The 24157-nt window shown below is 71.4% G+C and carries 21 protein-coding genes and 1 pseudogene; 11 read left to right on the top strand and 11 right to left on the bottom strand.

Annotated features, from left to right (window positions below):
• Positions 1–22: 22 nt before the first annotated feature.
• From ACX9TP_RS04865 to ACX9TP_RS04850, 4 genes are all read left to right on the top strand, one after another.
• Positions 23–1825, top strand: coding sequence for a TadA family conjugal transfer-associated ATPase (locus tag ACX9TP_RS04865; protein WP_482978538.1), 1803 nt, complete (start codon positions 23–25; stop codon positions 1823–1825).
• A 372-nt stretch (positions 1826–2197) separates the two neighbouring features.
• Entirely contained in the window at positions 2198–3181 is a 984-nt protein-coding gene (locus tag ACX9TP_RS04860; protein WP_482978537.1) for an SPOR domain-containing protein, read from the top strand.
• 14 nt (positions 3182–3195) lie between these two features.
• The gene (locus ACX9TP_RS04855; protein WP_482978536.1) at positions 3196–4902 is read left to right on the top strand and encodes a hypothetical protein; all 1707 of its coding nucleotides are present in this window, start codon (positions 3196–3198) and stop codon (positions 4900–4902) included.
• A 135-nt stretch (positions 4903–5037) separates the two neighbouring features.
• Positions 5038–7128 carry a protein kinase domain-containing protein gene (locus ACX9TP_RS04850; protein ID WP_482978535.1) on the top strand — a complete coding sequence of 697 codons (2091 nt, stop codon included), beginning with the start codon at positions 5038–5040 and terminating at the stop codon, positions 7126–7128.
• A 27-nt stretch (positions 7129–7155) separates the two neighbouring features.
• On the opposite strand, the gene ACX9TP_RS04845 is transcribed toward ACX9TP_RS04850, so the two are convergent.
• Positions 7156–7932 (bottom strand): transglycosylase domain-containing protein, encoded by a 777-nt coding sequence (locus tag ACX9TP_RS04845; RefSeq protein WP_482978534.1) that lies wholly within the window; start codon positions 7930–7932, stop codon positions 7156–7158.
• A 59-nt stretch (positions 7933–7991) separates the two neighbouring features.
• Here ACX9TP_RS04845 and ACX9TP_RS04840 point away from each other — a divergent pair, with 59 nt between their 5' ends.
• The gene (locus tag ACX9TP_RS04840) at positions 7992–8684 is read left to right on the top strand and encodes a ferredoxin reductase domain-containing protein (protein ID WP_482978533.1); all 693 of its coding nucleotides are present in this window, start codon (positions 7992–7994) and stop codon (positions 8682–8684) included.
• Here ACX9TP_RS04840 and ACX9TP_RS04835 read toward each other — a convergent pair.
• The 4 genes from ACX9TP_RS04835 to ACX9TP_RS04820 form a co-directional block, all read right to left on the bottom strand.
• Positions 8678–10300, bottom strand: coding sequence for an aspartyl protease family protein (locus ACX9TP_RS04835; protein WP_482978532.1), 1623 nt, complete (start codon positions 10298–10300; stop codon positions 8678–8680). The genes ACX9TP_RS04840 and ACX9TP_RS04835 overlap by 7 nt on opposite strands.
• On the bottom strand, positions 10297–12468 hold the full coding sequence (locus tag ACX9TP_RS04830; RefSeq protein ID WP_482978531.1) for an ABC transporter substrate-binding protein: 2172 nt from the start codon (positions 12466–12468) through the stop codon (positions 10297–10299). Before ACX9TP_RS04830 ends, ACX9TP_RS04835 begins: the two co-directional genes overlap by 4 nt.
• A gap of 188 nt (positions 12469–12656) precedes the next feature.
• A complete protein-coding gene (gene dnaJ, locus ACX9TP_RS04825; RefSeq protein ID WP_482978530.1) occupies positions 12657–13787 on the bottom strand; it encodes a molecular chaperone DnaJ in 1131 nt (376 codons plus the stop codon).
• Between the two features lie 98 nt (positions 13788–13885).
• A complete protein-coding gene (locus ACX9TP_RS04820; protein ID WP_482978529.1) occupies positions 13886–14326 on the bottom strand; it encodes a hypothetical protein in 441 nt (146 codons plus the stop codon).
• 161 nt (positions 14327–14487) lie between these two features.
• Here ACX9TP_RS04820 and ACX9TP_RS04815 point away from each other — a divergent pair, with 161 nt between their 5' ends.
• Positions 14488–16251 (top strand): ABC transporter ATP-binding protein, encoded by a 1764-nt coding sequence (locus ACX9TP_RS04815; protein ID WP_482978528.1) that lies wholly within the window; start codon positions 14488–14490, stop codon positions 16249–16251.
• A 6-nt stretch (positions 16252–16257) separates the two neighbouring features.
• Here ACX9TP_RS04815 and darG read toward each other — a convergent pair whose 3' ends face one another.
• Positions 16258–17310, bottom strand: a complete 1053-nt coding sequence (gene darG, locus ACX9TP_RS04810; RefSeq protein ID WP_482978527.1) for a type II toxin-antitoxin system antitoxin DNA ADP-ribosyl glycohydrolase DarG — start codon at positions 17308–17310, stop codon at positions 16258–16260.
• A gap of 6 nt (positions 17311–17316) precedes the next feature.
• A complete protein-coding gene (darT, locus tag ACX9TP_RS04805) occupies positions 17317–17946 on the bottom strand; it encodes a type II toxin-antitoxin system toxin DNA ADP-ribosyl transferase DarT (protein WP_482978526.1) in 630 nt (209 codons plus the stop codon).
• 149 nt (positions 17947–18095) lie between these two features.
• On the opposite strand from darT, the gene ACX9TP_RS04800 reads away from it, so the two are divergent.
• Positions 18096–18473 carry a hypothetical protein gene (locus ACX9TP_RS04800; RefSeq protein WP_482978525.1) on the top strand — a complete coding sequence of 126 codons (378 nt, stop codon included), beginning with the start codon at positions 18096–18098 and terminating at the stop codon, positions 18471–18473.
• Positions 18474–19428: 955 nt separating this feature from the next.
• Here ACX9TP_RS04800 and ACX9TP_RS04795 read toward each other — a convergent pair.
• From ACX9TP_RS04795 to ACX9TP_RS04780, 4 genes and pseudogenes are all read right to left on the bottom strand, one after another.
• The gene (locus ACX9TP_RS04795; RefSeq protein ID WP_482978524.1) at positions 19429–20058 is read right to left on the bottom strand and encodes a hypothetical protein; all 630 of its coding nucleotides are present in this window, start codon (positions 20056–20058) and stop codon (positions 19429–19431) included.
• A 25-nt stretch (positions 20059–20083) separates the two neighbouring features.
• Positions 20084–20614 (bottom strand): IS630 family transposase, encoded by a 531-nt coding sequence (locus tag ACX9TP_RS04790; RefSeq protein WP_482982159.1) that lies wholly within the window; start codon positions 20612–20614, stop codon positions 20084–20086.
• Entirely contained in the window at positions 20611–20829 is a 219-nt protein-coding gene (locus ACX9TP_RS04785) for a winged helix-turn-helix domain-containing protein (protein WP_482982373.1), read from the bottom strand. Before ACX9TP_RS04785 ends, ACX9TP_RS04790 begins: the two co-directional genes overlap by 4 nt.
• A gap of 96 nt (positions 20830–20925) precedes the next feature.
• A pseudogene (locus tag ACX9TP_RS04780) lies at positions 20926–21024 on the bottom strand (hypothetical protein); the annotation flags it as partial.
• A 282-nt stretch (positions 21025–21306) separates the two neighbouring features.
• Here ACX9TP_RS04780 and ACX9TP_RS04775 point away from each other — a divergent pair.
• The 4 genes from ACX9TP_RS04775 (at position 21307) to ACX9TP_RS04760 (ending at position 24143) form a co-directional block, all read left to right on the top strand.
• A complete protein-coding gene (locus tag ACX9TP_RS04775; RefSeq protein WP_482978523.1) occupies positions 21307–22347 on the top strand; it encodes an IS630 family transposase in 1041 nt (346 codons plus the stop codon).
• Positions 22348–22543: 196 nt separating this feature from the next.
• Positions 22544–22768: a hypothetical protein gene (locus tag ACX9TP_RS04770; RefSeq protein WP_482978522.1), complete on the top strand. Its 225-nt coding sequence runs from the start codon at positions 22544–22546 to the stop codon at positions 22766–22768.
• Positions 22769–22814: 46 nt separating this feature from the next.
• On the top strand, positions 22815–23579 hold the full coding sequence (locus ACX9TP_RS04765; RefSeq protein WP_482978521.1) for a hypothetical protein: 765 nt from the start codon (positions 22815–22817) through the stop codon (positions 23577–23579).
• Between the two features lie 3 nt (positions 23580–23582).
• The gene (locus ACX9TP_RS04760) at positions 23583–24143 is read left to right on the top strand and encodes a hypothetical protein (protein ID WP_482978520.1); all 561 of its coding nucleotides are present in this window, start codon (positions 23583–23585) and stop codon (positions 24141–24143) included.
• Positions 24144–24157: the final 14 nt, after the last annotated feature.

The following is a 24157-nucleotide window of genomic DNA, read 5'->3' as shown; positions in this document are numbered from 1 at the left end:
GCGCGCTAGCCTGGGGGACGCCATGACGATGTACACCGAGTCACTCCGCGCCTTCCTCAAGCCCGTCCTGCCCTACCTGGACGACGAGTCGGTGTCGGAGATCATGATCAACGGGCCGACGGACATCTGGATCGAGCGCAAGGGCAAGCTCACGCGCACCGATGCCTCCTTCACGGAAGAAGGGCTCATCGGCGCCGCGCGCAACATGGCCCAGTTCGTCGGTCGTACCCTCACGGACGAGCGCCCCCGCCTGGACGCGCGCCTGCCGGATGGCAGCCGCATCCACGTGGTGATTCCGCCGATTGCCCGCCAGGGCACCACCATCTCCATCCGCAAGTTCTTCAAGGAGAAGCTGAGCATCCAGTCGCTCCTGAAGTTCGGCTCGCTCACCCAGCCCATGGCGCGGCTCATCGAGGCGGGCATCGCCACCAAGCTCAACATGCTGGTGGCGGGCGGCACGGGCTCCGGCAAGACGACGCTGCTCAACATCGTCTCCTCCCTCATCCCCGACGAGGAGCGCATCCTCACCATCGAGGACTCGGCCGAGCTCCAGCTCAACCAGTCGCACGTCGTCGCCTTCGAGAGCCGGCCGCCCGACAAGTTCGGCAAGGGCGGCGTGGACATGGGTGACTTGCTGCACTCCGCCCTGCGTCTGCGCCCGGACCGCATCGTCGTCGGCGAGGTGCGCGGCGGCGAGGCCTTCCACCTCATGCAGGCCATGAACACCGGCCACGGCGGCTCGCTGGCGACGACGCACGCGAACACGCCCACGGACACGCTGCGCCGCATCGAGTCGCTGTGCCTCATGTCCGGCGTGGAGTTGCCCATGGTCGCCGTGCGCGCCCAGGTGGCCAGCGCCATCAACTTCGTCATCTGCTGCGAGCGCCTGCACGACGGCAGCCGCAAGACGATTGCCCTCTCCGAGGTGCTTCCCCTCAACGAGAAGGGCGACTACCGCACGCAGGACATCTTCGTCTTCACGCCCGTGGCGAAGGACGAGGACGACCACATCCTCGGCTACCACGCGCCCACCGGCATCATCCCCAACTTCGTCGCCAAGGCGCGCGCGTACGGCTTCCCGGACCTGGACGAGTCCTTCTTCGACCCGGCCACCTACGGCCTGCCGCCGCCGCCCACCTTCCACGTCGGCGAGGCGTTCCAGGTGCGCTGGGCGCCCTCGCTGAAGCACCGCGAGGAGGGACGGCCGGACCCCTCGCACTTCAAGGAGGAGTGGGCCGCGTTCGAGCAGAAGCTCAAGCAGGACGCTCGCGACGCGAAGGGTGGCAAGCCCGCCGCGCCCGCGCCTGCGCCCGCGTCCGTGCAGGTGCAGGTGCCGGCCAACCACCCCGCCCCGCCTCCCGGCCCGCGCCTGCGTCCGTCCGAGCCCGTGGGCGCGAAGCCCGCCGCGCCCACGCCTCCCGCCGGGATGAAGCCCGCGCCGCGCCCGCCGCCTCCGCCGAGCATGGGCGATGACGACAAGACGCCGCCGCCCACGCGCAACCCCTTCGCCGGCCCGCCCGAGGACACCCACGCCGCGCCGGTGTCCGAGTCCAACGTGGAGGTGGACGCGGAGCTGCTCACCGAGGCGGGGGGCTCTCGCCCCATGCCCGCGCGCCGGCCCCCGCCCGCCACGCCGCCCGCGCGGCCCGCGCCCAACTCCGTCTCCGGCATCCGCCCCGCCACGCCCGTGCGCCGGCCCCCGCCCTCGCCTCCGCCGCATGTGCCGGAGGATGAGGACGAGGACGCGACGGCCGGCTCGGCGGAGCGCAGCGGCGGCTCCGAGAAGACGCAGATCCGCCCCGCCCCCGAGCGGCCCCGGCGCTGATTTCCGGACGGCGGCCCGCCTCGCCTGACGGGCCCGCCCGAGCTGTCCGGACCTCCCGGCTCCGGCCCACGGAGGGCGCCTCCGCCCCGCTCCCGAGCAGCCTCCGCGCTGATGCCGGATGACGTCCCTGGCCCGCCCGGGCCGCCCGGGCCTTCCGGCTCGACAGGACGGAACCACTGCGGAGCCCGGGCGACGCCCCACTCCACGTCCCCGCCCGAGCGCGGGTGCCAGGTCCATCCGGCTCCAGCCCCACGGGGCTCGTGCCCGGGTCGGTGGGCTGTTCTCCCACCGCGCTGCCCGTGGAGCGCGCGCCCTCGCCGCGGGCGCCGGCCGCGCTTGCCGACCTTGCGAGGAGCCCGTGTCGGGGGGAAAGTGGCCACCGTGTGGATCTCCCTGCTCGTCGCGCTCACCCTGGCCGCCCCGGCACCCGCCGCGTCCTCCCAAGCGCCCATCACCGTGATGGTCGCTCCGCCTGACGCCTCGGGCGCCCCGCCCCACGTCATCGAGTTCGCCCAGGAGCACGTGGCCGAGCAGCTCAAGTCCCGGGGACTGCGGGTGGTGCGCGTCGAGGACGTCACCCGGACGATGACGTCCTCGCGCCGCCGCGCCCTGCTGCGCTGCAACCGCACGGAGCCCGCCTGCCTGCGCTCGCTCGGCGCGGCGGGCAAGGCCGAGGTCGTCCTGGTGGCGGAGCTGGGCCAGTTCGTCAGCGGCTACCGCACCGGCGCCCGCGTGTACAAGGCCGCGGACGGCACCCTCATCACCGAGCACCTCATCCCCGGCGTCAACGAGGACCAGCTCCTCGACGCGCTCACCAAGGCGCTCGACGTGGTGGTGCCCCGCACGCGCACCGCGCTGCGCGGCGCCTCGTCCATGCCCTCCATGCAGGACGTCCCGCCGCCCGTGGGCGTCCGCCCCTCGGAGACGAAGCCTCCCGAGACGAAGCCCGCCGAGACGCAGCCGGCGAAGCCCGCCGTCCAGCCGCCGGAGGTCGCCACCGCGAAGGAGCCCGCGCCGCGCGCCTACCCGCTGCGCCGCTGGGCGTGGCTGCCCGCCGCGGGCGGCGTGGCGCTCGCCGGCGTGGGGACGCTCTTCTACCTCCAGGCCGGCGACAAGTACGACACGCTGAACAATGGCGGCACCTCGGGGCCCGCCGTGGCCGACCCGGACGGCGTGGCCGCGGATGGCCGCCGGGCGCAGACGCTGAGCCGCGTGGCCTACGGGCTGGGCGCGGTGGCCATTGGCGCGGGCGTGGTGATGTTCCTGCTCCCCGGTGACGGGGACGCGAAGGTGCGGCCCTCGGCCGCCGTGGTCCCCGGTGGGGGCATGGTGGGCCTGTCGGGGACGCTGCCGTGACTTCGAGGAGATTCATGCGGAAGACCTGGACGCTCGGCGCTACCGGCGCGGCGCTCGCGGCGGTGCTCGCCACGGGCGGGTGCTACGACTTCGACAAGGCCACGGAGCAGTGCATCCAGGACGGGCGCTGCGACCCGGAGGGCGTCGGCCCCGACGCGGGGGACGCCGGTGACGCGGGGGATGCCGGTGACGCGGGCGACGCCGGCTTCGACGCGGGCTGCACGCCGACCTCCACCTCGGACCAGCCGGACGACAGCTTCGCGGACACCGACTGCGACGGCGTGGACGGCCAGGCCGACGCGGGCTTCTTCATCGACCCGGAGAACGGGAGCGACCAGGGCGCGGGCACGCGCGCGTCGCCGCTGCGCACGCTGGAGCACGCGCTGGAGTTGCTGCGCGCGGCGGACGGCGGCGGGCCGGCGCGGCTGTACCTGGCGGGCGGCGTCTACGCCGAGCCCGGGCTGGAGCTGGACGTGCCGGTGTCGCTGCACGGCGGTTACGTCCGGGGCACGGGCGACACGTGGGCTCGCGCACAGGCCAGCGCCGCGCGGCTGAATGGCGGCACGGTGGGCCTGACGGTGCGGGGCCTGACGGACGCGGGCATCGTGCTGGAGTACGTGCACGTGAACGCCATGGACGGAGTGCAGCCCGGTGAGCCCTCCATCGCCCTGCGCATGCTGAGCGCCTCGGGCGTGGCGCTGCGCCACGTCACCCTCGAGGCCGGCGTGGGCGCCAGCGGCGCCGACGGAGGCTCCGGCACGCTGGGCTCGGACGGGCAGGATGGCGGCGGCGGTGCCTCGGCGATGACGACCAGCACGGGCGAGGGCGGGCAGGTGCAGCCGAGCGTCTGCGGGTCCAGCGACCGCTCGGGAGGCCCCGGCGGGGATGGCGTGTTCGGCCGCAAGGACGGCAACCCGGGCACGATGGGCCAGCCCGACGCGGGTGGAGGCATGGGCGGCACGGCGGGGACCTTCGGGACGAACTGCGCGGGGACGCTGCGCTGCAACTGCAACGGCTTCATCGGAGACAACGGTTCGCCGGGCGCCCCGGGCGCGGATGGCCCCCTCGGCCCCTCGGGCGGGGGGCTGGGCGAGCTGGACGTGACGGGTGGGACGTGGCGGGCCAACCAGTCGGGTGGCCCGGGCGACGATGGCCTCCCCGGTGGCGGCGGTGGCGGCGGTGGCAGCGGCGGCACCTGCGTCAACACCACCCGCACCGTGGCGGCCAGTGGGGCGGGCGGCGGCGGCGGTGGCGGCGGCTGCGGCGGCACGGGTGGAGAGGGCGGCAGTGGTGGCGGTGCGTCCATCGCGCTGCTGCTCATCGACTCCCAGGTGACGGTGGGCGCGGGCTCGGAGCTGCGCACCCGCGGCGGAGGCCCGGGCGGCGCGGGCGGCCCCGGCGGCGCGGGCGGCGGTGGCGGCAGCGGCGGCGGTGGCGGAGACGGCGGTGTGTACGAAGTGCAGGAGGGCTCCGTGCTGTACTCCACCAGCGGCGGCAATGGCGGCCGCGGCGGCAGCGGTGGCGACGGCGGCACGGGCGGACCGGGTGGCGGCGGTGGCGGCGGCCCCTCCGTGGGCGTGTGGTGCGGGCCGCAGTCGCAGGTGACGCAAGAGCAGGGCGGCGTCACCTACACCCTCGCCAACGGCGGTGCGGGCGGGTTCAGCACCGGCAACCGCGGCACGCCAGGCGCGCGGCGGGAGACGGAGGGCTGCACCCCGTAGGTCATGGTGTGTTGTCCGACTTTGGGGGGCATGTGAGGGCGACCCGGCGTGCGGTGCTTGACCGCTTGCTGGGTCGCCGGTCCCGGCACGTCGCGTCGCGGGTTTCGACCTGCTACGCTGCTTCTCCTGGTTGAGATGGCATCCGAGCTGATCTGCGAGACCTGCGGTCTTTCCGTTCCTCCCGACACCGCCGTGTGCCCACGCGACGGGACGGTGGTGCTGACGTCGTTCCATGTGCCCACGCCGGCCCCGGTGCTGGAGGAGCCCAAGGTCGTGGTGCACGCGGCGGACGCCCGGCTCATGGACACCGGCACGAGAGACCCGCTCATCGGCCTGCGGCTGGGTGAGTACGAGCTGCGCGCCCGCGTGGGCGTGGGTGGCATGGGGCTGGTGTACGAGGGCATCCAGCCGCTCATCGGCAAGCGCGTGGCGGTGAAGGTGCTGCGCCCGGAACTGGCCCACTCCACCGAGCAGGTGGAGCGGCTGCTGGCGGAGGCGCGCGCCGTCAACGCCATCCGCCACCGGGGCATCATCGACATCTTCGGCTTCGGGCAGGTGCCGGACGGGCGGCAGTACATCGTCATGGAGTTCCTGGACGGCCACGCGCTCGACGCGGTGCTGGCGGAGAAGAACCGGCTGCCGGTGCAGGAGTCCCTGTCCATCCTCGACGAGGTGCTCGCCGCGCTGGCGGCCGCGCACGGCGCGGGCGTGGTGCACCGGGACTTGAAGCCCAGCAACATCTTCCTGGTGCGCCAGCCGGACGGCTCGCGCTACGTGAAGGTGCTGGACTTCGGCCTCGCCAAGCGCGCGCAGACGCCCACCGGCCGCAGCGCGCAGACGCGCACGGACATGGTGGTGGGCACGCCGGAGTACATGGCGCCGGAGCAGGCCCGCGGCCAGGAGGTGGGTCCGATGACCGACCTCTACGCGCTGGGCGTCGTCACCTTCGAGATGGTGACGGGCCGGCTGCCCTTCATCGGCACCTCGCCGGTGGACCTGCTGATGAAGCACGTGGAGGCGCGCCCGCCGCGGCCCTCGGAGTTCGTCTCCGACCTGCCGCCCGCGCTGGACGCCTTCATCCTGCAGATGCTCACGAAGGACCCGGAGACGCGGCCCGGCTCGGCGGACGCGCTGCGCCAGCAACTCCACAAGCTGCGCCGCACCCTGCGCTCCTCCACGCGCTCCAACCCCAGCGCGCTCGCGCCCGTCGAGAAGCCGAAGCCGAAGGACGACGTGGACTCGCGCCGGCCCACCCTGCCCGTGCCCGTGCCGCCGGAATTGAGCGCGGAGCTGACGTCGCAGGAGCTGCGCGCCGCCGGAGTGCCCGCGTCGGGACGCCGGCGCAGGGTGCCCATGGCCGCGGCCATCGGCGCCGCCGTGGTGCTGCTGGGCGGAGGCGTGGCCCTCGTCGGCCGTGGCTCCGGACAAGGCCCGACGCCCGCGCCGGTGGCTGGCACGGGCGCCGTGAGTGGCACGGCCCCGGCGCCGAGCTCCGCGCCTGGCCCCACCGCGAGCGCCGCGGCCGGCGCCATCGCCAACACCTCGGCCGGCGCGGCGAATGGGACGGACTCCGCCCCTGGCGCCATCGCCGCCCCCGGTACCGCGAATGGCTCGGGCGCGGCACCTGATGCCATCGCCAACGCCGCGGCCGGTACCGCGAATGGCTCGGGCGCAGCACCTGGCGCCATCGCCAACGCCGCTCCCGGTACCGCGAATGGCTCGGGCGCGGCACCTGACGCCATCGCCGCTCCCGGTACCGCGAGCGGCTCGGGCGTGACACCTGACGCCAACGCCAACGCCGCGCCCGGCAGTGCGAGCGGTTCGGGCGCCGCCATCGCGAAGCAGGCGGCCCCATCGGCGGACGTGGCGCCGTCGGGTGCCCCCGGCGAGGCGCTCTCTGCCAAGGCCAGGCCCTCCTCGGGCGCATCCCGGGCCGACACCCGGGCTTCCCGCGCGGGTGCTGGCGTCAGGGATGCCGAGGCCAGGGATTCGACTTCCCGGGAACCGCGCCTTTCGGGGGGCACGCCTGGTTCGGATGCCCTGAAGCGGCGCATCGAAGACTTGGAGACCCGCATCTCCACCCGCTCCCTCTCGGGCGAGCTCCCGGAAGCCGAGAGGGATGCCGCGTTCAAAATGCTGGACAAGAGCATCTCCAAGTCCCGATCCGACCGGCGGGAGGCCGAGAAGATGCTCAACTACCTGGAGCGCACCTACCTCAAGCCCTGAGCGGCGCGGGCCCGCTGCCCGCCCCGCTCACAGCGAGCGCGTGCAGAACACGGGCTGGGCAATGGCGTGGCGCGCGTGGGTTTCGCTCACCAGCTTCCAGCCCGCCAGGTCCTCCAGCAGCTTGTCGCGGTTCTGCCGGATGACCGTCGCGTTCTTGCACAGCTTGAGGTCGCCGTAATAACCGAACGGCGGCAGGGCGAGCTGCAGCTCCGCCAGCTCCGCCAGCTGCAGCTCTCCCAGCTCACGCCCGAAGAGCGACCACGCCGCGTCCTCCACGCCGACGACGCCGCGCTCGAAGTGGATGATGGCCAGGTCGTACGCGATGAGCTGGTCCTTCTGCATGAAGGCGTGCAGCCGGTGCGCGGCCACCGACTGCGGCAGCGGCCCGTGGATGCCCAGCGCGCTGGCGATGCGCATGGCGAGGATGCGCTCGCACCCCCCATCCCCCGGAGGCTCCCCACCCGTCATCACCCCGGTGAACAGGCGCCAGGCCCACGCGGGCCCGTCCTCGCGCGGCGTCTGGAAGTACCGCGGGCAGCCCAGGTGGCGGATGTAGAGCGCCACCAGGTCCTTGGGCAGCCGCGAGAAGTCCGGGGGCGCGAAGGTGAGGGGGCGCTGGTTCTTGTCGTACTGCCCCGCGCGGAGGCTCATCCGCTCGCCTTCGATGCTGTTCTTGAACTGCTTCTGGACGTCGAACTCGCTCTCCAACGGCGGCAGCTTGCTGGCCGTATAGAGATACGTCAGCGGAATGACCACGCCGGCCAGGCCCAGCAGGAACAGCACTATCCAGAAAAGACTCTTCACAGCCCCAGGTTACCAGGGGACGCACTCCCCCTGCGCAACGGGTTAAAACCAGGCTCACCATGCCCCACTGGCACCCGGCCACCGTCTCCGACACCTCGCCCGCCGCCGATGGCCTCACCGACCTCGTGCTCGACATCCAGGGGACACCCCTGGTGGGTACCCACGCGCACCCCGGGCAATACGTCCGCCTGCGCCTGCCCGGCCAGGAAGAGGGCATCTTCGCCATCGCCTCCCCGCCCGACCCCCGGGGGACGCAGTGGGAGTTCCTCCTCAAGGACGGCAGCCCGCTGCCGGACGCCCTCATCCGCCTGCGGCCCGGCGACCGGGTGGACGTGACAGCGCCCGAGGGCAAGGGCTTCCCGCTGGAGCGCGCCCGGGGGCATGACCTGCTCCTCTTCGCCACCGGCTCCGGCATCTCCGCCATCCGCTCCGTCATCGCCAGCATCCGCGGCGAACGAGACGCCTACGGCCGCGTGACGCTCTTCTTCGGCGCGCGCACGCCGAGCGCCTTCGCGTACTCGGATGAGCTGCACGAGTGGGAGGCCGGCGGCATCCGCGTGGTGCGCACCGTCAGCCAGCCCGGCGCCAGCGGGTGGCAGGGCCTCACCGGCTACGTGCAGGCGCACCTGGGCGAGGAGCCCCTGCGGGACGAGGTGGCCTTCCTGTGCGGCCAGTCGGAGATGGTGCAGGGCGTGAAGGCCACGCTCCAGGCGCGCGGCGTGCCCAGGAGCGCCATCTACCTCAACTACTGAGGCGCGGCGGCGCCCTCGATGGAGGGCTCCGCGTAGCGCACGCCGAGCAGCACCGCGGCCGGCTCACTGTCGCCGCTGCTGCTGGCCACCTGCGGCGTCCACGCGGCCACCCCCACGTAGCGCCCGTCCGCGCTGAAGCGCACCCGGCGCACGGACCAGCTGAACCCGTGCTCGGCCCGCGCGGCGTCGGAGCCCTCGGTGAAGAGGTACACCTTGCTGTCCCAGCCGCCCGTGGCCAGCGAGCGCCCATCCGGGGAGATGGCCGCGCTGGACACCACGCCCCGGTGCAGCGGCCACTTGTGCAGCACCTGCCCCGACTGCGCATCCACCAGCGCGCCCGTGTTGAAGGGGCCCTGCGGCTCTTCCACCTTCTTCTTCTCGCGCTCGTACACGGCCCGGTTGCGCTCGGGGAGCTGCTCCGAGAGGCCCACGCCCAGCCGCTGCCCGCGCGCGTCCACGGTGACGTCGCTCACGTGGGCCGGGAAGGTGAAGTCCGAGCGCGGCGACAGCACCAGCGTGTCCACCGCGCGCGCGCCGTCCGGCGCCGCGCCCTTCAACGTGAGGATGGCCTCCTGGGTGACTTCGTCGAAGGCCACCTCCACGCGGTCCGTGAAGGGACTGCCCAGCACGCCCTGGCTGCCCTTGGGCACGCACGAGTCACACACCGCGACGTCCAGGCCCTCCAGCACCAGTGACTTGAAGCGCAGCGACTGGTTGCGCGCCAGCCGCGCCGCGGTGGTGCCCAGCGCGCCGGGGAGGTTGAGCGTCTCCTTGAGGAAGGCCACGTCGATGCCCGCCGCGGTGGCCGCCGCGCTGGTGAGGATGACGGCCGGCACGCGCGCATCCAGAGAGAGGGACACGGGCGCCTTCACATTCACCGTGCCATTCAGCACCACGGAGCCCTCGCGCCGCTCGAAGCGCACGCGCGCCACGCCGGGCCGCACCGTCTCCACGCCCGTGCGCCAGGCGCGCAGGTGCTTGTCCCAGCCGCCCGAGTACAACGTCCCGTCCGGCGAGAAGGCCAGCGCGCTCACCACGCCCACGTGGCCGCGCTCCTCCGAGGCGTACTCCAGCTCCGGCGCCGACAGCACCGTCAACAGCCCCTTGAGGCTGCCCGCCACCAGCCACTTCCCGTCCGGGTGGAAGGCCACCGCGCCCAGCGGCTCCTCGGTGCGGCGCTCCCCGCGCAGCGCGCCGGTGGCCGCGTCGAACAGGCGCACCACCCCGTCCTTGCCCGCCGTGGCTACCAGCGCACCGTCCGGCGAGAAGGCCACGCCCTCCACGTCGAACTCGTACGGATTGATTTGCGGATCCGCGAGCGGCTGCAGCGGAGGCCCCAGCGACCAGAGCGACAGGAAGTAGAACTTGGAGCCCAGCCGCGTGTACGCCATGCGCCCGCCCCTGGGCGAGAAGGCCAGGCCCCAGATGAAGTCCCGCCGGTTGAGGATGGCCTCCTCCTCCACCCCCACCACGCCGCCGGAGAGGTAGCCGCCCGGCGTCGCCGTCAGCCGCGCTTCCACGTCCGGCGCCAGCTTCGGCGGCGCGTGCGCGCAGCCCGCCCCCGCCGCCAGCCACCCGAAGGCCAGCAGCGCCGCCATCCGCTGGCCCGGCTTCATGAGCCCGAGCCTCCCGAGGCCGCGGCCGCCTTCTCCTTGTCCACGTTGATTTCGGTGATGCCCTTGTTGTCGATGGACAGCAGGAACAGCTGCTTCACCGCCTCGCGCTTCTCGTTGAAGGAGGTGCGGCCGGTGGCGCCGTCGAAGTCCTTCAGGCCGGCCAGCGCGTCGCGCATCTCCGCGCGGGTGCGCGGCGCGCCCTCCTTCTTCTCGATGAGCTGGCGCAGCATGCGGCCGGAGTCATAGCCGATGGCCTCCAGCAGACCCGGGTCCTTGCCCGTGTCCTCCTTGTACTCGGCGCGATAGGCCTGCACGAAGCGGCGCGTGGCCGGGCGCTGCGAGTCCACGAAGAAGCCGTCCACGTACACCGAGCAGGTGACGAACTTGCCGCCGCGCTCCACCAGCTCCGGCAGCCCCGAGCGCCCCTTCGGGCTGCTCCACTGGTTGGCGCCGAAGAGCGTCACCGTCTTCAGCTCCTTCTTGCCCGTCGTCTTGCGGATGCGCTCCAAATCCCGCGGGTCACACGCGTTGGTGACGATGTCCTCTACCGCGAGCGCCGGGGCCACCAGGCTGACGCGGCGCCAGTCGTCCGGCATGAAGATGGCGTCGAAGTCGATGATGGGCTCCACGCCCGCCTTCACCTTCTCCAGCGCCTTGCGGCGGCGGTACGCGTCCAGCTGCTCGCCCTGGAGGTCGCGCACGCCGCCCACGTAGTCGCCGCGGTCCTCGAGGTAGTAGCGGCCCACCAGCTTCTTGGCCTCGGTGGTGAAGGTCGTCTGGTCGTGCGCGTAGCGCTCCGCGCCGCGGATGGCGCCGCCGCGCGCCACCACTTCATCCCAGAAGGTGTCCGCCAGCTCCACGCCGTAGGGGATGTTGGGGTACAGCACCGCGAAGCGCTTGTAGCCCTTCACGTTCATCGCGTAGTCGACGATGGCGTCCGCCTGCGCGGTGTTGGTGAGCATGTTGCGGAAGACGTACGTGCCCAGGTCGGTGACGCCCTCCTGGCGGCTCATGGTGAGCAGCGGGACCTGCAGCTCCTCCGCCACCAGCGCCGCGCGCTTGGTGTCGTCCCCGAGCAGCGGCCCGAGCACGGCGATGGCGCCGTCGTCGAAGGCGAGCTGCTCCATGGCCTGGCCCGTCTTGTTGACGTCGCCCTGCGTGTCCTTCACCACCAGCTCCACGTTGCTGCCCTCCAGCCCCAGCTGGATGCCGCGCAGCACCGCCTCGCCAATGGGCTGGTAGCGGCCCGTCATGGGCAGCAGCACGCCCACCGTGCGCGGCTTCGCCTCCACGCGGCGGGTGGCGCGGGCCAGCAGCTCCCGGGCCTGCGGCGCGAAGGCATGGCCCGGCGCCTGCGCGAGGAAGCGGTTCAGCGTCTCCTCCAGCCGCGTCCAGTCGCGCAGGTGGTAGTAGACGCGCGCCAGCTTGAAGGTGATGACGGGCCACGCCGGGTTGGACGGGGACAGCCCCTCCGCCACGCGGGCGATGTCCACGAAGTCCGCGCGGCCCTCCACCAGCGACTCCACGCGGGCCACCGCGGCGGCCTGCTCCTCGGCGCTCTGCGCCTGGCCGGCCTGCTCCACCGCCAGCGTCAGCGCCTGCCCGTACAGCCCGGCGCCCGCGGCGGCGCGCGCGGCCTCGGCCTGGAGCCGCTCCTTCTCGGCGCCCTCGGCGCGCTCGGCGAGGCTGGACAGCGTCTGGTACGCGTCGCGGTAGGCGCCCACCTCCATCGCGGACAGGGCCAGCTTGTGCTTGGCGTCATCCGCCTGCGGATAGAGCGGGTTCTCGAAGAGCAGCTCGTTGAAGGACTTGCGCGCGTTGACGAAGTCCTTCGACTCGTAGAAGAGGACGCCCGCGCGGTAGAGGGCCTCCTGGCCCGCGGTGGTGGCGGGGTACGCCTTGCGCACCGAGAGGAAGGCCTCGGCGGCCTTCTTCTTGTCCGGGGCGGCCTGGGCCGTCTGCGCCGCCTGGGCCAGCGCCGCGTCCGCCGCGGCGTCCTTCTTCGCCTCCAGCGAGGGGCGCTTGGGGAACGGGTCCCCCGTGGGGACGTCTTCCGTGCCGGTGCCGTCGCCAGCGGGCGGGGTGCGGGTGGTCCGGTTGGGGCAGGCCGTCAACGACAGGGCCAGCGCGACGGCGAGCGAGCGGCGCAGCAGAGATGGGACGTCCATGGCAGGGGCGTGCATAGCAGTGGGGTGCGGCATCCGTCGACAACGGAGCGGGGGGAAGATTCCTCTGGGAAACCCCTCCCCCCTGCAGCGCCCGTACCCGTGCCCGCCTGCCGTGCGGACGTCGGCTGCTTCACGATTGCGCGGCTTGGGGGCCACGCCCGGCGCGGCCCGACGCCCGCATCACGTCCTCAGCCGAACAGCTCCTTCACCTTGGCGAAGAAGCTCTTGGACTGCGGGTGGGACTCCTCGCCCGCGGCCTCGGCGAACTTCTCCAGCAGCTCACGCTGCTTCGAGCTCAGCTCCGTGGGCGTCTCCACCACCACGCGCACGTGCTGGTCTCCGCGCTGCTGGCTGTGCAGGTGGGGGATGCCCTTGCTCTTGAGCCGGAACACCTTGCCGGACTGGGTGCCGGACGGAATGGTCATCTTCACCTTCCCGTCGAGCGTGGGGACGTCGATCTTCGCGCCCAGCGCCGCCTGGGTGAAGGAGATGGGCACCTCGCAGAAGACCTCGTACTCCTCGCGCTGGAAGAGCGGGTGCTCCTTCACGATGACGGTGACGTAGAGGTCGCCGGCGGGGCCGCCGCGGTCTCCGGGCTCGCCCATGCCGCCCAGGCGCACGCGCGTGCCGTTGTCCACGCCGCCCGGGATGGCCACCTCGATGACCTCTTCGGAGGGCACCTTGCCACTTCCCTTGCAGCGCGGGCACGGGTCCGGCACCACGGCGCCGGTGCCGCCGCAGTCACCGCACGGACGGGACACCGCGAAGAAGCCCTGCGTGTAGCGCACCTCGCCCGCGCCGCCGCACGTGGAGCACGGCCGGGGGCCGGCGCCGCTCTTGCTGCCCGAGCCCGTGCACGTCTCGCACTTCTTCGGCCGCGGAATGGTGACTTTGGGCCGGCAGCCGAAGGCCGCCTCCTCGAAGGTGATTTCGAGGTTGTAGCGAAGGTCGGCGCCCCGCGCGCTCGTCCGGCGGCCGCCCCGGGCGCCCCCGAAGATGTCGCCGAAGATTTCGCCGAAGATGTCGTTGATGTTGACGCCCTGGAAGCCGCCGCCCCCGGCGCCGCCGAAGCCCTCGAAGGGGTTGCCCGCGTGCCCGAAGCGGTCGTATTTCGCCCGCCGCTCGGGGTCGCTCAGCACTTCATACGCTTCCGAGGCTTCCTTGAACTTCTCCTCGGCCTCGTGGTTCCCCGGGTTGCGGTCCGGGTGGTACTGGAGCGCCACCTTGCGGAACGCGCTCTTGAGCTCCTGCGCGGAGACCGCCTTCTGGACGCCCAGGACCTCGTAGTAGTCGCGCTTCTGACCCGCCGCACCTGCCATCGGTTACAACCCCTGGAATTTGCTGGACTTTTCGCTGACGCGTAGAACTCTGAGCCACTATAACGCAGCGAAACGCACCAGCAATCCAGGGGTGCAACCTAGACAGTCCAGACGCGGTTGGCCGTCAGCTCCATGCGAGCCAGCCGGCGTTTGAGCCCCGGGTCGACCGGTCCGTTGATGGACCACTTGGGCACGACGAAGTGCAGCTCCGCGTTGTAGAGCTTCGCGGCGCTGGCGAGCAGGCTCCACCGGTTCTCCGCCGTCGGGTCGTCCACCATGTGCGGGGTGACGATCTCCAGGATGATGGGCGTGCGGGCCGAGTCCGACTGCCGGCACGTGAAGTCGGGGCGGTGGTCCTCGATGGTGCCTGACAGGATGGGCGGTGGCATGAAGCCGGGGAGGCGGGCCTTGATGTCCGTGTACCCGATGGTGCGGAAGTACTCGGCCATGAGCCACAGGAGCCGCCGGCGCTCCTCGTCCTCTACCACCGGCTCACAGCCCGGATTGAACAGGGCCTCTTTTTCGTTATTGGTTTCCATGGCTCCCATGAAGCTGTCCGCAGGGATGTGAGGGAGCAACGGAACTGGGCTGCCTGCTCTCGGTGGCAGGAGGCAGGGCAGGCAGCAGGGCATGTAGGAAGGTGTGCCTCCTGGCCTTGGACGTTGCGGCGACTCGGTGACAGAGTGCGCCACCGAACACAGTGGCTCCAAGACCCTCTCCCCACGTCTACCGCCGGCTCCTCGGCTACCTGCGTCCGTACCGCCCGCTGCTCGCGGCGGGAGTGGGCGCGTCCCTCGTCGCCGCGGCGGCCACCTCCGCCTATGCCTGGGTGGTGGGCCCGCTCTTGCGCGCGGTGCTCACCGGTGAGCCCATCACGGTGGCCGGGGTGTCACTGCCGGGAGACGCGCTGCTCGAGCGGCTGCCCCTGCTGGTGGTGCTGGTAGCGCTGGTGAAGGCCACGGCCCAGTTCCTCCAGGGTGGGCTGATGCAGCGGCTGGGCCAGCGGGTGATGGCGGACCTGAGAGGGTTCCTCTACGGCCGGCTGCTCGGACAACCGCCCGCGTTCTTCGAGCGGCGTCACTCGGGAGAGCTGCTCACGCGCTTCACCTCGGAGGTTCCGCTGGTGGAGTTCTCCGTGACGCAGGCGCTCACGTCCTACATCAAGGACGGGCTGCAGATTGTCTCCCTGCTGGTCACCTGCTTCCTCATCGATGGAACACTTTTCCTCTTCACGTTCATCGTGGTGCCCGTCACCGTGCTGCCCATCAACCGCTTCGCCCGCTCGCTCAAGAAAGTGGCGGCGCGCTCGCAGCAGCGGCTGGGGGCGCTGACGGCGCTGACGGCGGAGCAGCTGCAGAACCTGCCGGTGGTGCAGGCCTATGGCGGCCAGGCGCGGGCGGTGGAGACCTTCGAGGGCGAGGCGGAGCGCTACCTGGCGGAGATGCGCCGCTCGCTGTTCCTGCGCGGCGCGGTGAGCCCCACGGTGGAGCTGCTCGGCATCGCCGGGGTGGCCATGGCGGTGGCGTGGGGCGCGCGCGCGGTGGCGGCGGACCCGGCGCTGGCGGGAAGGCTCCTGTCCTTCATGGCCGCGGCGCTGCTCCTGTACCAGCCGGTGAAGTCGCTGAGCGGCACGTTCTCCCAGGTGCTGACGGGGCTGGCGGCGGCGGAGCGGCTTTTTGCCCTCGCGGACGAGCCGGCGCCGCCCGACGTGGGAGACGTGGCGGCTCCGCTGTCCCAGGCGCTGGTGCTGGAGGGCGTGCGTGCCACCTACCAGGACGGGCGCGAGGCGCTGCGCGGGGTGGACCTGGTGGTGCCCGCGGGCAAGCGCGTGGCGCTGGTGGGCCCGTCGGGCGCGGGGAAGACGACGCTGTTCTCGGTGCTTCTGGGCTTCCTGCCCGCGTCGGGCGGACGGGTGCTGTGGGACGGCGCGCCGCTGTCGGGGCTGAAGCCGTCGAGCGTGCGCGGGCAGATGGCGTGGGTGCCGCAGGAGCCGGTGCTCTTCTCCGGGACGGTGCGCCACAACCTGCGGCTGGGCCGGCCGGAGGCGACGGACGCGGAGTTGTGGGAGGCGCTGCGGCTGGCGCACGCGGACGACTTCGTGCGCTCGCTGCCGGGCGGGCTGGATGAGCCGGTGGGGGAGCGCGGCAGCCGGCTGTCCGGAGGCCAGCGTCAGCGGATGGTGCTGGCGCGCGCGTTCTTGTGCCGGCCGTCGGTGCTGCTGCTGGACGAGCCCACGAGCGCGCTGGACGCGGCGAGCGAGGCCGCGGTGGGCGCGGGCCTGGCGGCGCTGATGAAGGGGCGCACGGTGCTGGTGATTGCACACCGGCTGTCCACGGTGCGCGACGCGGATGTGATTGCCGTGGTGGAGGGCGGCCGGGTGGTGGAGGCCGGCACCCACGCGGAGCTGCTCGCGCTGCGCGGGCGGTACACGCAGTTGCTCGGCGAGGGCGCTGTGGCGGCGTGAGGCGCGTCAGGCCGAGACGGTTGCTCCCCACCCCTGCTCGCGCAATCGCGTCCACGCGGCACGGACATGCCCGCTCTTCATCTGGGAGCGCTTCCGCTCACTCCAGGAATGAACCTTCGCGACGACGGCGTCCACGTCGTCAGCGTTGACCTCGCGCCGCATGACCCAGTGTACGGTGCCGAGCAATTCCATCCCGAATGGGGTCTCGAAGCCCTCGATGAGCCGAGCCACCCGCTCGAGCCTCGCGCCTGACTCGGGCCGACTCGCGAGGAAGGCCCGAGCGGCTTCGACCGCGTTGGACATGAGCTCCAGCGGGGTCTCCGGGCTGTTCTTTCCGTCACCGAGCCCCCGTGTGTAGTGTCCCTCCATGTTCCGTAAGGCCTTGCGCAGCGTGTCCGCATAGGGCCCGTAGTGGTGCGCCTGGTACTCCAGCCCCAGCGGCTCCCCCGCCTCTTGGAGGAAATACGCGAGCTTCTGCACCTCGACGAGCGAGAGCCTGTAGTCGTAGCCCGTCTCAACGTAGCGTCCCATCAGGGCAATCACGGCGGCCCGCCCGGAGGTCATTGATGGTTTCTCGCGGCGGTCGATGATGTCCGCTGCCGCGGGTGCGTCGGCGGGCTCGAAGAGGAGCACGCGAACCTCGGGCAGGGACTCAAAGGCCTGGACGATGATGGGCCTTACGTCAGCCCATGGGAGCCCACCGTTGCCACACCCCAATGGAGGGACGGCGATGGACTGGATGCCGAGCTCGCGCACCCGTGCGGCGAGGTCGTGCATACCCTCGCGGATGTATTGAAGCTTCGACGGCTGCCGCCAGTGTTTCTTCGTGGGGAAGTTGATGATGAACCGGGGAGACGCCAGTCGCCGCACGATGTGCATTCGCCCGGGAACGACCTCACCTGCCTTGCAGGCGCGCTCATAGGCCGTGAAGTTCTCAGGGAAGGCCTTCTTGAACTGCAGGGCGAGGCCCTTCCCCATGACGCCCTCGGTATTCACCGTGTTGACGAGGGCATCCACGTCGGCTGCCAGCAGGTTTCCATGGCCGCGTTCAATCGTCATGGCATCTCAGTAATACCACTCGGGCTTGATGGTGACTGTCGGCTGGTGGGCCGCTCCCCCGAGGACCGAGCGGACCCTGGCCGCAAGCGCCTCTGAGTGGACCGCCACTTCCATCACCGAACTCCAGGGGAAGAAGTCGTGAACGAGGAACTCCGCCTGCCGCTCTTCCTTGACCGCACTCCAGTACTTCTGCCGCATCACGTGCCAGGGCACCTCGTTCAACTTCTGGATGTCGTCAAAATGTAGCGCGTGCGCCAACTCCGCATGTCGATCCGTGAAGGCCCAGGGCCGGCCGAGCGCCATGGCACGCGAAACTGAACTGACAAGGTGGACGATTTCTCCCTGGCTGCCGTTGTAGTCCTGATGCCCGCAGTGAACCGCGAACAGCATGACGGAGCGCGGGCAGAAGTTGAATGGAACGTAGTCCCCCAACATGCCGCCAGCAGCAGTCGTCACGGGGCGGCTCAATCGGCGCTGTTTGATGTGGAGGTGACCGATGTTCCTGTTCCCCAGATTCTGGACAATCCGCTGCGCGTCGCACCACAACCCACCGGCCTGGAGGATGCCTGGGAGGTTGTCCACATGGGTGATGTGAAAGATGGGTGGGTCGCTGGGCGGATTGGAGGTCGTGCTCATGGGGAGCACCCGAAATCTAGCGGCGGACAGGTGCCCGTATTCGTAGTTGGCAGGCGGTGAGGAGTCGAGTGGGTAATGCATCCCACCGTGTCCCGCCGCCTCCGTCCTTGCCTCACCCTCCCCGCTCTGCCACCGTCGCACCCGTCCCCATGCGTTTCCGGGAGCCCCTGTCCCTCAACGCGCTGCTGCTCGTGCCCGCGCTGGCGCTCGCGGCGCTGGCGTGTGTGGCCGTCTCCGCCCGCCACCTGGCGCTGGCCGTCGCGGCCACCCTCACCCTCGTCCTGCTCCCCGTCGTCTTCCGCCTGTGGACACGCACCTGGTACCGCGGCCTCGTGCTGCGCGGCGTGGGCGTCTTCCTGCTCGGCATGCACGTGTCGGTGCTGCTCGGCGGCGCCCTCGAGCACGGCCGCATCGGGTGCGCCCAGGGCGGGTGTCCGAAGCTCTACCTGCTGGGTGTGCTGGTGTCTCCCGTGGTGGGAGCCCTCGCCAGCGTCGTCTACTGGCTGGTCGGTCGTCCCCCGGTCTGAATTCACAGTTTTAGCGGGAGAGACTACTCTCTCTGGAAATGCTCGTTCCATTCCGGCTCCGTCTCGCGCCCGGGCTCTCCGTGGCGTCGGCCGTGCCTGTCACGGTGTTCCTGTGGTGCTTAACACTTGCACCACTGATGCACGGCTCCACGGAGCTGGGGCACACCGTGGACGCGGCCGGCCCATTCGCGGCGCTGGTGGCGCTGGCGCTGCTGGTGGAGCTGCCGCTGCTGTCCCTGGCGCTCGCCAGCACCGGCATGGAGCGCAAGGTGCCGCTGGCGGTGATGCTCGGCATGGCCACGCTGCCGTGGATGCTGGGGTTGATGGGCACGGAAGTCCTCGTGGAGCGCGCCACCGCCGTGCTCCCCCACCTGGATGAGATGGAGGCCGGCGTCGCGCTCGCCTCCAGCACCGGGCAGGCCATGGCGCCGCGGCTTCTGGGCGCCTTCACCAGCGCGGCGCTGCTGCTGGGCCTCGCCCTGGGGCTGGCGCTGGCGCGCTTCGGCCCCATCCACGCGACGCGGGAGGAGTGCACGTGCCACCGCGCGCGCGGCCTGCTGCTGGCCAGCGGCGTCTGCGCGTCGCTCGCCTCGGTGGCGCTGGTGGGCGCGATGGAGGCGCGGCACCTCTTCGAGCTGCTCACGGGCCTGGCGCAGGTGCCCGAGTCGGGACGCCAGGAGCTGGTGACGGCGGGGCTCGAGGCGGCGGCGCGGCTGCGCACCGTGCGCTGGGCCTGCACCGGCGTGCTCGCGGTGCTCGGCTTCACCCTGCTCGTGCGCCGCACGGCGGGTGACGGGCACTCGCCGCTGGGCTGGTCCGCGCGGCTGGTGCCCGCCGCGGCCGTGGCGGCCCTGCTGGTGCTGGACGCGCACCCGGTGAGCTCCGTCACCGCGCGCGCGCCCGTGGCCATTCCCGCCGGCCAGGGCGTGCACCTGCCCGGCTTCGAGGCGCCGCGTCAGCCGAACAGGATGACCACGAGGATGGCGAGCCCCAGCAGCACGCCCACGCCGAGCACGGCCACCATGACCAGGCCCTCGGACCTGCGCACCACCGGCGGCGGCACCTCGTCCGGCAGCGGCTGGCCGAACGCGAGCTGAACCGGCGGCGGCGCGGGCTGGAGCGACGGCAGCGTGGGCTCCGACGGACGCTGTCCCGGGGTGATTCCGCCGCCCGCCAGCTCCAGCCCCTCGCGCGCCAGCGCCAGCACGCGCTGCATGTGGATGATGTAGCGGTCCTGCCCCGTGTACGTGCCCATGGCCGACGCGGCCTTGAGCAGCCGCTGCGGGACGAGCTCCGGGTCCGCCTTCACCACCACCGCGGGGCCGGCCTTCTGGGCGCCCCCGCGCTCCAGGCTCGCGGTGCGCACGCCCTGCCCGCTGGCCCAGATGTAGTGGTCCTCCAGCAGCGTCAGCTCCTGCCGCTGCACGCGCCCGTCCCCGTCCACCAGCGACAGCAGCTCCGCGCCGTCGGGGCACAGGTGCCACACCGTGCGCAGCCCGTTCTCTCCCGGCGGGCCCTCCACCGCGTGGACGCGGTAGAGCGCCTGCACCGCGGTCCTCAACGTCTCCACCGAACTGTCTGCCATGTGAGGCCGGAGACTAGCACGGTGATCACGGCGGTTGAGGCGGGTAGCCGCAGTAGGCGAACCAGGCGGCCGCGTCCTGCGGCCGCACGGTGGAGAGCGCCTCGCGCATGGCCTCGATGAGGGCGGCGTGGGTTCGCGCGCCGATGGCCCGCAGGCGCGTCTTCACCTTCAGCCAGCACGACTCGATGGGGTTGAGGTCGGGGCTGTAAGGCGGCAGGAAGAGGAGATGGGCCTTGCGGCTGCGAACGAGCGACTCGACTGCGGGACGGTGATGGGCGCTGAGGTTGTCCAAGACAACGACGTCGCCGGGCTTGAGGACGGGAAGTAGCCCCTCTCGGACGTAGGTCTCGAAGCGTTCGCTATTGGTGGCGCCCTCGAAGGTCAGCACGGGCCCCATCCCCTGGAGCGTCAGGTCCCCAATCATCGTGAGGACCTGCCGACGGCCCATCGGTACGTAGCCGCGTGTTCGCTGCCCTCGTTGAGCACGCCCATAGCGGCGAGTCATGGTGAGGGTGGCGGCGGTCTCATCGATGAAGTGGAGCTGCGAAGGCTTCAGCTCGGAGGCTTTATCCAGGTACCGCCGTCGCGCCTGGCGACTCTTCGCCAGCCGCCGCTCGGAGGCGAGGAGCGACTTTTTTTACGCGTGTAGCCCAGGCGCCGGAAGGCACGTCCCATGGTAGGGCGGCTCACCCGTACGCCTGTCGCCTTGGCGTAGGCATCCGCAATCTCCTGGGTGGTGCTGTCGGGGCTGGCATCCAGCAGCCGCTTCACCTTGGCGAGTTGCGAATCCGGGATTCGATAGTGGGGCCGCGGGCCAGGACGCAGCGGAGCGATGGAGTGGGTGCGCTTCCAGCGGCCGACGAGCCGATCAACCGTCGCGACCCCTACCCGAAACCGCTTGGCAAGTTCTTCCCACGTTTCTTCGTGCGCCAGGTACGCCTCGAGAATGCGTTGTCTCAAGTCCATCGACAGTGGAGTGCCCATAGTCCCAATTTGTGGGCTCCGCAGCGCACTGCCTTGCTCCTGTGCCACGGGACGGACCGATTCAGGGCTGCGCTACTTGCTTCGCACGATCAGCCTCCACGAGCACCGTTGTAAACCAACGTTCGCGATCGTCGATCGCGGTTGGAGAGCGAGCAGGCGCGGAGCGGACGGGAAGAGGCGGCAGGGGCACTTCCCGTTCGGCTCTGTGTGCGCAGAAAACCTGAGAGCGAGAAGGCCCTGCCCAAGGGCAAGGGTAGGTTCTGGTTGAAGCGTCGGCAGCGCCAGGCGCTGCTACGCTGGGGCGAGCTGAGCGGCTGCCCGCTCACCCTGCGGCGGTGCATGGCGGTGGCCGCCGTGGCGCGCGGCGAGTCGTGCAGCGCTGCGGCTCACTTCCTGGGGTGCGCCACCTCCACCGTTGTGTGCGCCGTGCGTCGCTACCGGGAAGGCGGGCGCGAAGCCCTCCGGGACAGGCGAAAGGGCAACGGCCAGCCCAAGGTCGATGACCGATTCCGCGAGAAGCTCTCGCGCGTGCTGGTGGGCACGCCCGAGGACTGGGGTTGGTGCCGGCCCACCTGGACGCGGGAGTTGCTGAGCCTGGAGCTGGAGCGCCGAGGCATGCCGCGCGTGTCCGTGGCGACCATGGGCCGGGCTCTGGCCTCACTCGGCGCGCGGCTCAAGGCAGCCAAACCCATCGTCCAGTGCCCCTGGCCGGGGTGGAAGCGCCGCCGCCGGCTCTACGAGTTGAAGTGCCTGGAGAGGTACACCCCGCCCGAGGAGCCGGTGCTCTACGTGGACGAGGTGGACATCCACCTCAATCCCAAGGTGGGACGCGACTGGTGCCTGCCCGGTCAGCGCCGGGTGGTGGTGACGCCCGGCAACAACCAGAAGCGCTATCTGGCCGGAGCTCTGAATGCGAGGACGGGGAAGCTGACCTGGATAGAGGGCAAGTCCAAGGCCAGTGACCTCTTCATCCAGCTTCTCTGGCGCCTGGCGGGCGAGTACCGACGGGCTCGTCGCATCCACCTCATCCTCGACAACGCCTCGGTCCACAGCAGCAAGAAGACGCTCAAGGCGCTCGCGCAGCTGGGCGGGCGCATCGTGCTCCACTTCCTGCCGCCGTACTGCCCGGAGGGCAACCGCATCGAGAGGGTGTGGCTGGACCTGCACGCCAACGTCACCCGCAATCACCGCTGCCGCACCCTGGCCCGCCTCATGGAGCGGGTGCAGGCCTACCTCTCCGGACGCAACGCCCAGCGCTCTGCCAGTCCAAGCCTGCGCCGAGGGGACCTCAGGCGCACCGCCTGAGGTCGTGCGAACATCGCGATCGGCCGTTTAGGAGCGACGGGCCGGAAACGGAAGACGGCCTGGCCCTCGGCTGCCCGGCTCCACACGCTCCTCTCCGCCACGGCGCCTGCCTAGGTTTGCCAAGGACAGGAGGACACTGGCCGCGTGTGACAGCGGACATCCGCGCGCGCCCAGGCCTCCTCGGAGGCAGTCCCCCATGGCCATCATCATCCCCAAAGAGCCCATCGACGCGCCCTTCACCCTTCCCGCCAACCGCCGGGCGGTGACGGGGGAGGACTCCGAAGACTTCCTGCGCGGCCAGGTGAGCTGGGACGGACAGGCCGCGCACGGCGGCGGCCACGTGCCCGAGGACTACGCATGGCCCACCAACCCGAAGGAGCACCAGGACGCGCTGATGGGCGAGTGGCCCGGCGAACACTGAAGCTGCGTGCGCCCGCTCGCCCGGTGTGGTTAGCGTCCCCTCCACCATGAGCCGCTCCCGTGACAGAGGTGCTGACTTCCAACGCCAGTTCGAGGGCGCGCAGACGCTCGACGGACTGCTCGACCTGGCCGGCAGCCCGTTGGATACCGCCGAGGTGCTCGCCCGCATGCAGGCCGCCCGGGCCGATGGCACGCCCTACAGCGACGTCATCCCCACCTTCTTCGAGGAGGAGCCGCGCTTCGCCTCGCCGGAAATCGCCCGGCGCCTGTACCAGAACCTGCTGGGCCTCTGGGATTTGGTGGAAGAGGGCAAGGGGGTGCGGCTGGAGGACGAGGGCCCGCGCCCGCCCCGCCCGAAGAAGGTGAAGGCCACGCCGCCCGCCCCCTTCCACCCGGCGGAGCCCACGGCCGAATTCGTCGAGGCCGCCTGGCGTTACCTGGAAGACGACGAGAAGTCGCGCACACGGCTCACGCATTCCTTCGAGAACCGCCAGGACGCGCTGCTGGGCGCGCTTGACGCGGCGGGGCTCACGGACGAAGGATACGGAGTCGCCCGCCACCTGCTCTTCGAGCTGTACGCCATGCTGGAGCTGGGGTGGCCGCCGGGACTCACCGCGGTGAGCCTGGCGGCGCTGGAGGCGGACACGGACGCTCCACCACTGCCCCAACCGCTGCAGGCCTACGCGGACGAGGCGCTTTTCGAGGCGGAGCAGGACGAGGAGCAGCCCCTGTCCTCCCAGGAACTGGAGGCGGTGCGGCGTCTCGTCCGTCGCGGACTGGCGGCGCTGTGGAGCGCGCGCAAGGGGAGATGAAGGATGGCCAAGGACAAGGACGACAACGGCGGCGGCTTCTCCGGGAAGCGGAACAAGAGCTGGCGTGAAATCGACGCGGGGCGCGGCAAGGGCAGCAAGTACGCCTCCCGCCAGGATGACCCCGCGCAGCAGAAGCTGGAGCGCAGCGCGAGCTACCAGAAGTACAAGGCCGCCGCCGACGCGCTCTTCACCGGCGGCGAGCTGCCCGAGGGCCTCGCCAAGACGTTCGACCCGGAAGGCAAGCGCAAGGCCCAGAAGGCGGCCATGCAGAAGGTGGCGGACTCGGAGTCCCGCGCCGACTGGGTGAAGGCCGTGGTGGACTACCTGGAGAAGTACCCGGAGCTGCCCGAGGACACGTACTTCCTCGACAGCCTCCTGGACCACCCGCGCGAGCGCATCGTCGACAAGGCGCTGGCGAAGCTCGAGGTGATGTCCGAGGAGGGCAAGCTCAAGACGAAGGTGCCGCAGAGCCTGGATCAGCGCCTGAAGTCCGTGGAGCTGACCAGCATGGACCCCGACATGCAGGGCCGTGCCAAGACGCTGCGCGAGAAGCTGCGCGCCTGACCGCGCGGGCGGAA

The sequence above is a fragment of the Pyxidicoccus sp. M15 genome (assembly GCF_056858435.1).
This window is presented reverse-complemented; position numbering and strand designations above follow the sequence as displayed.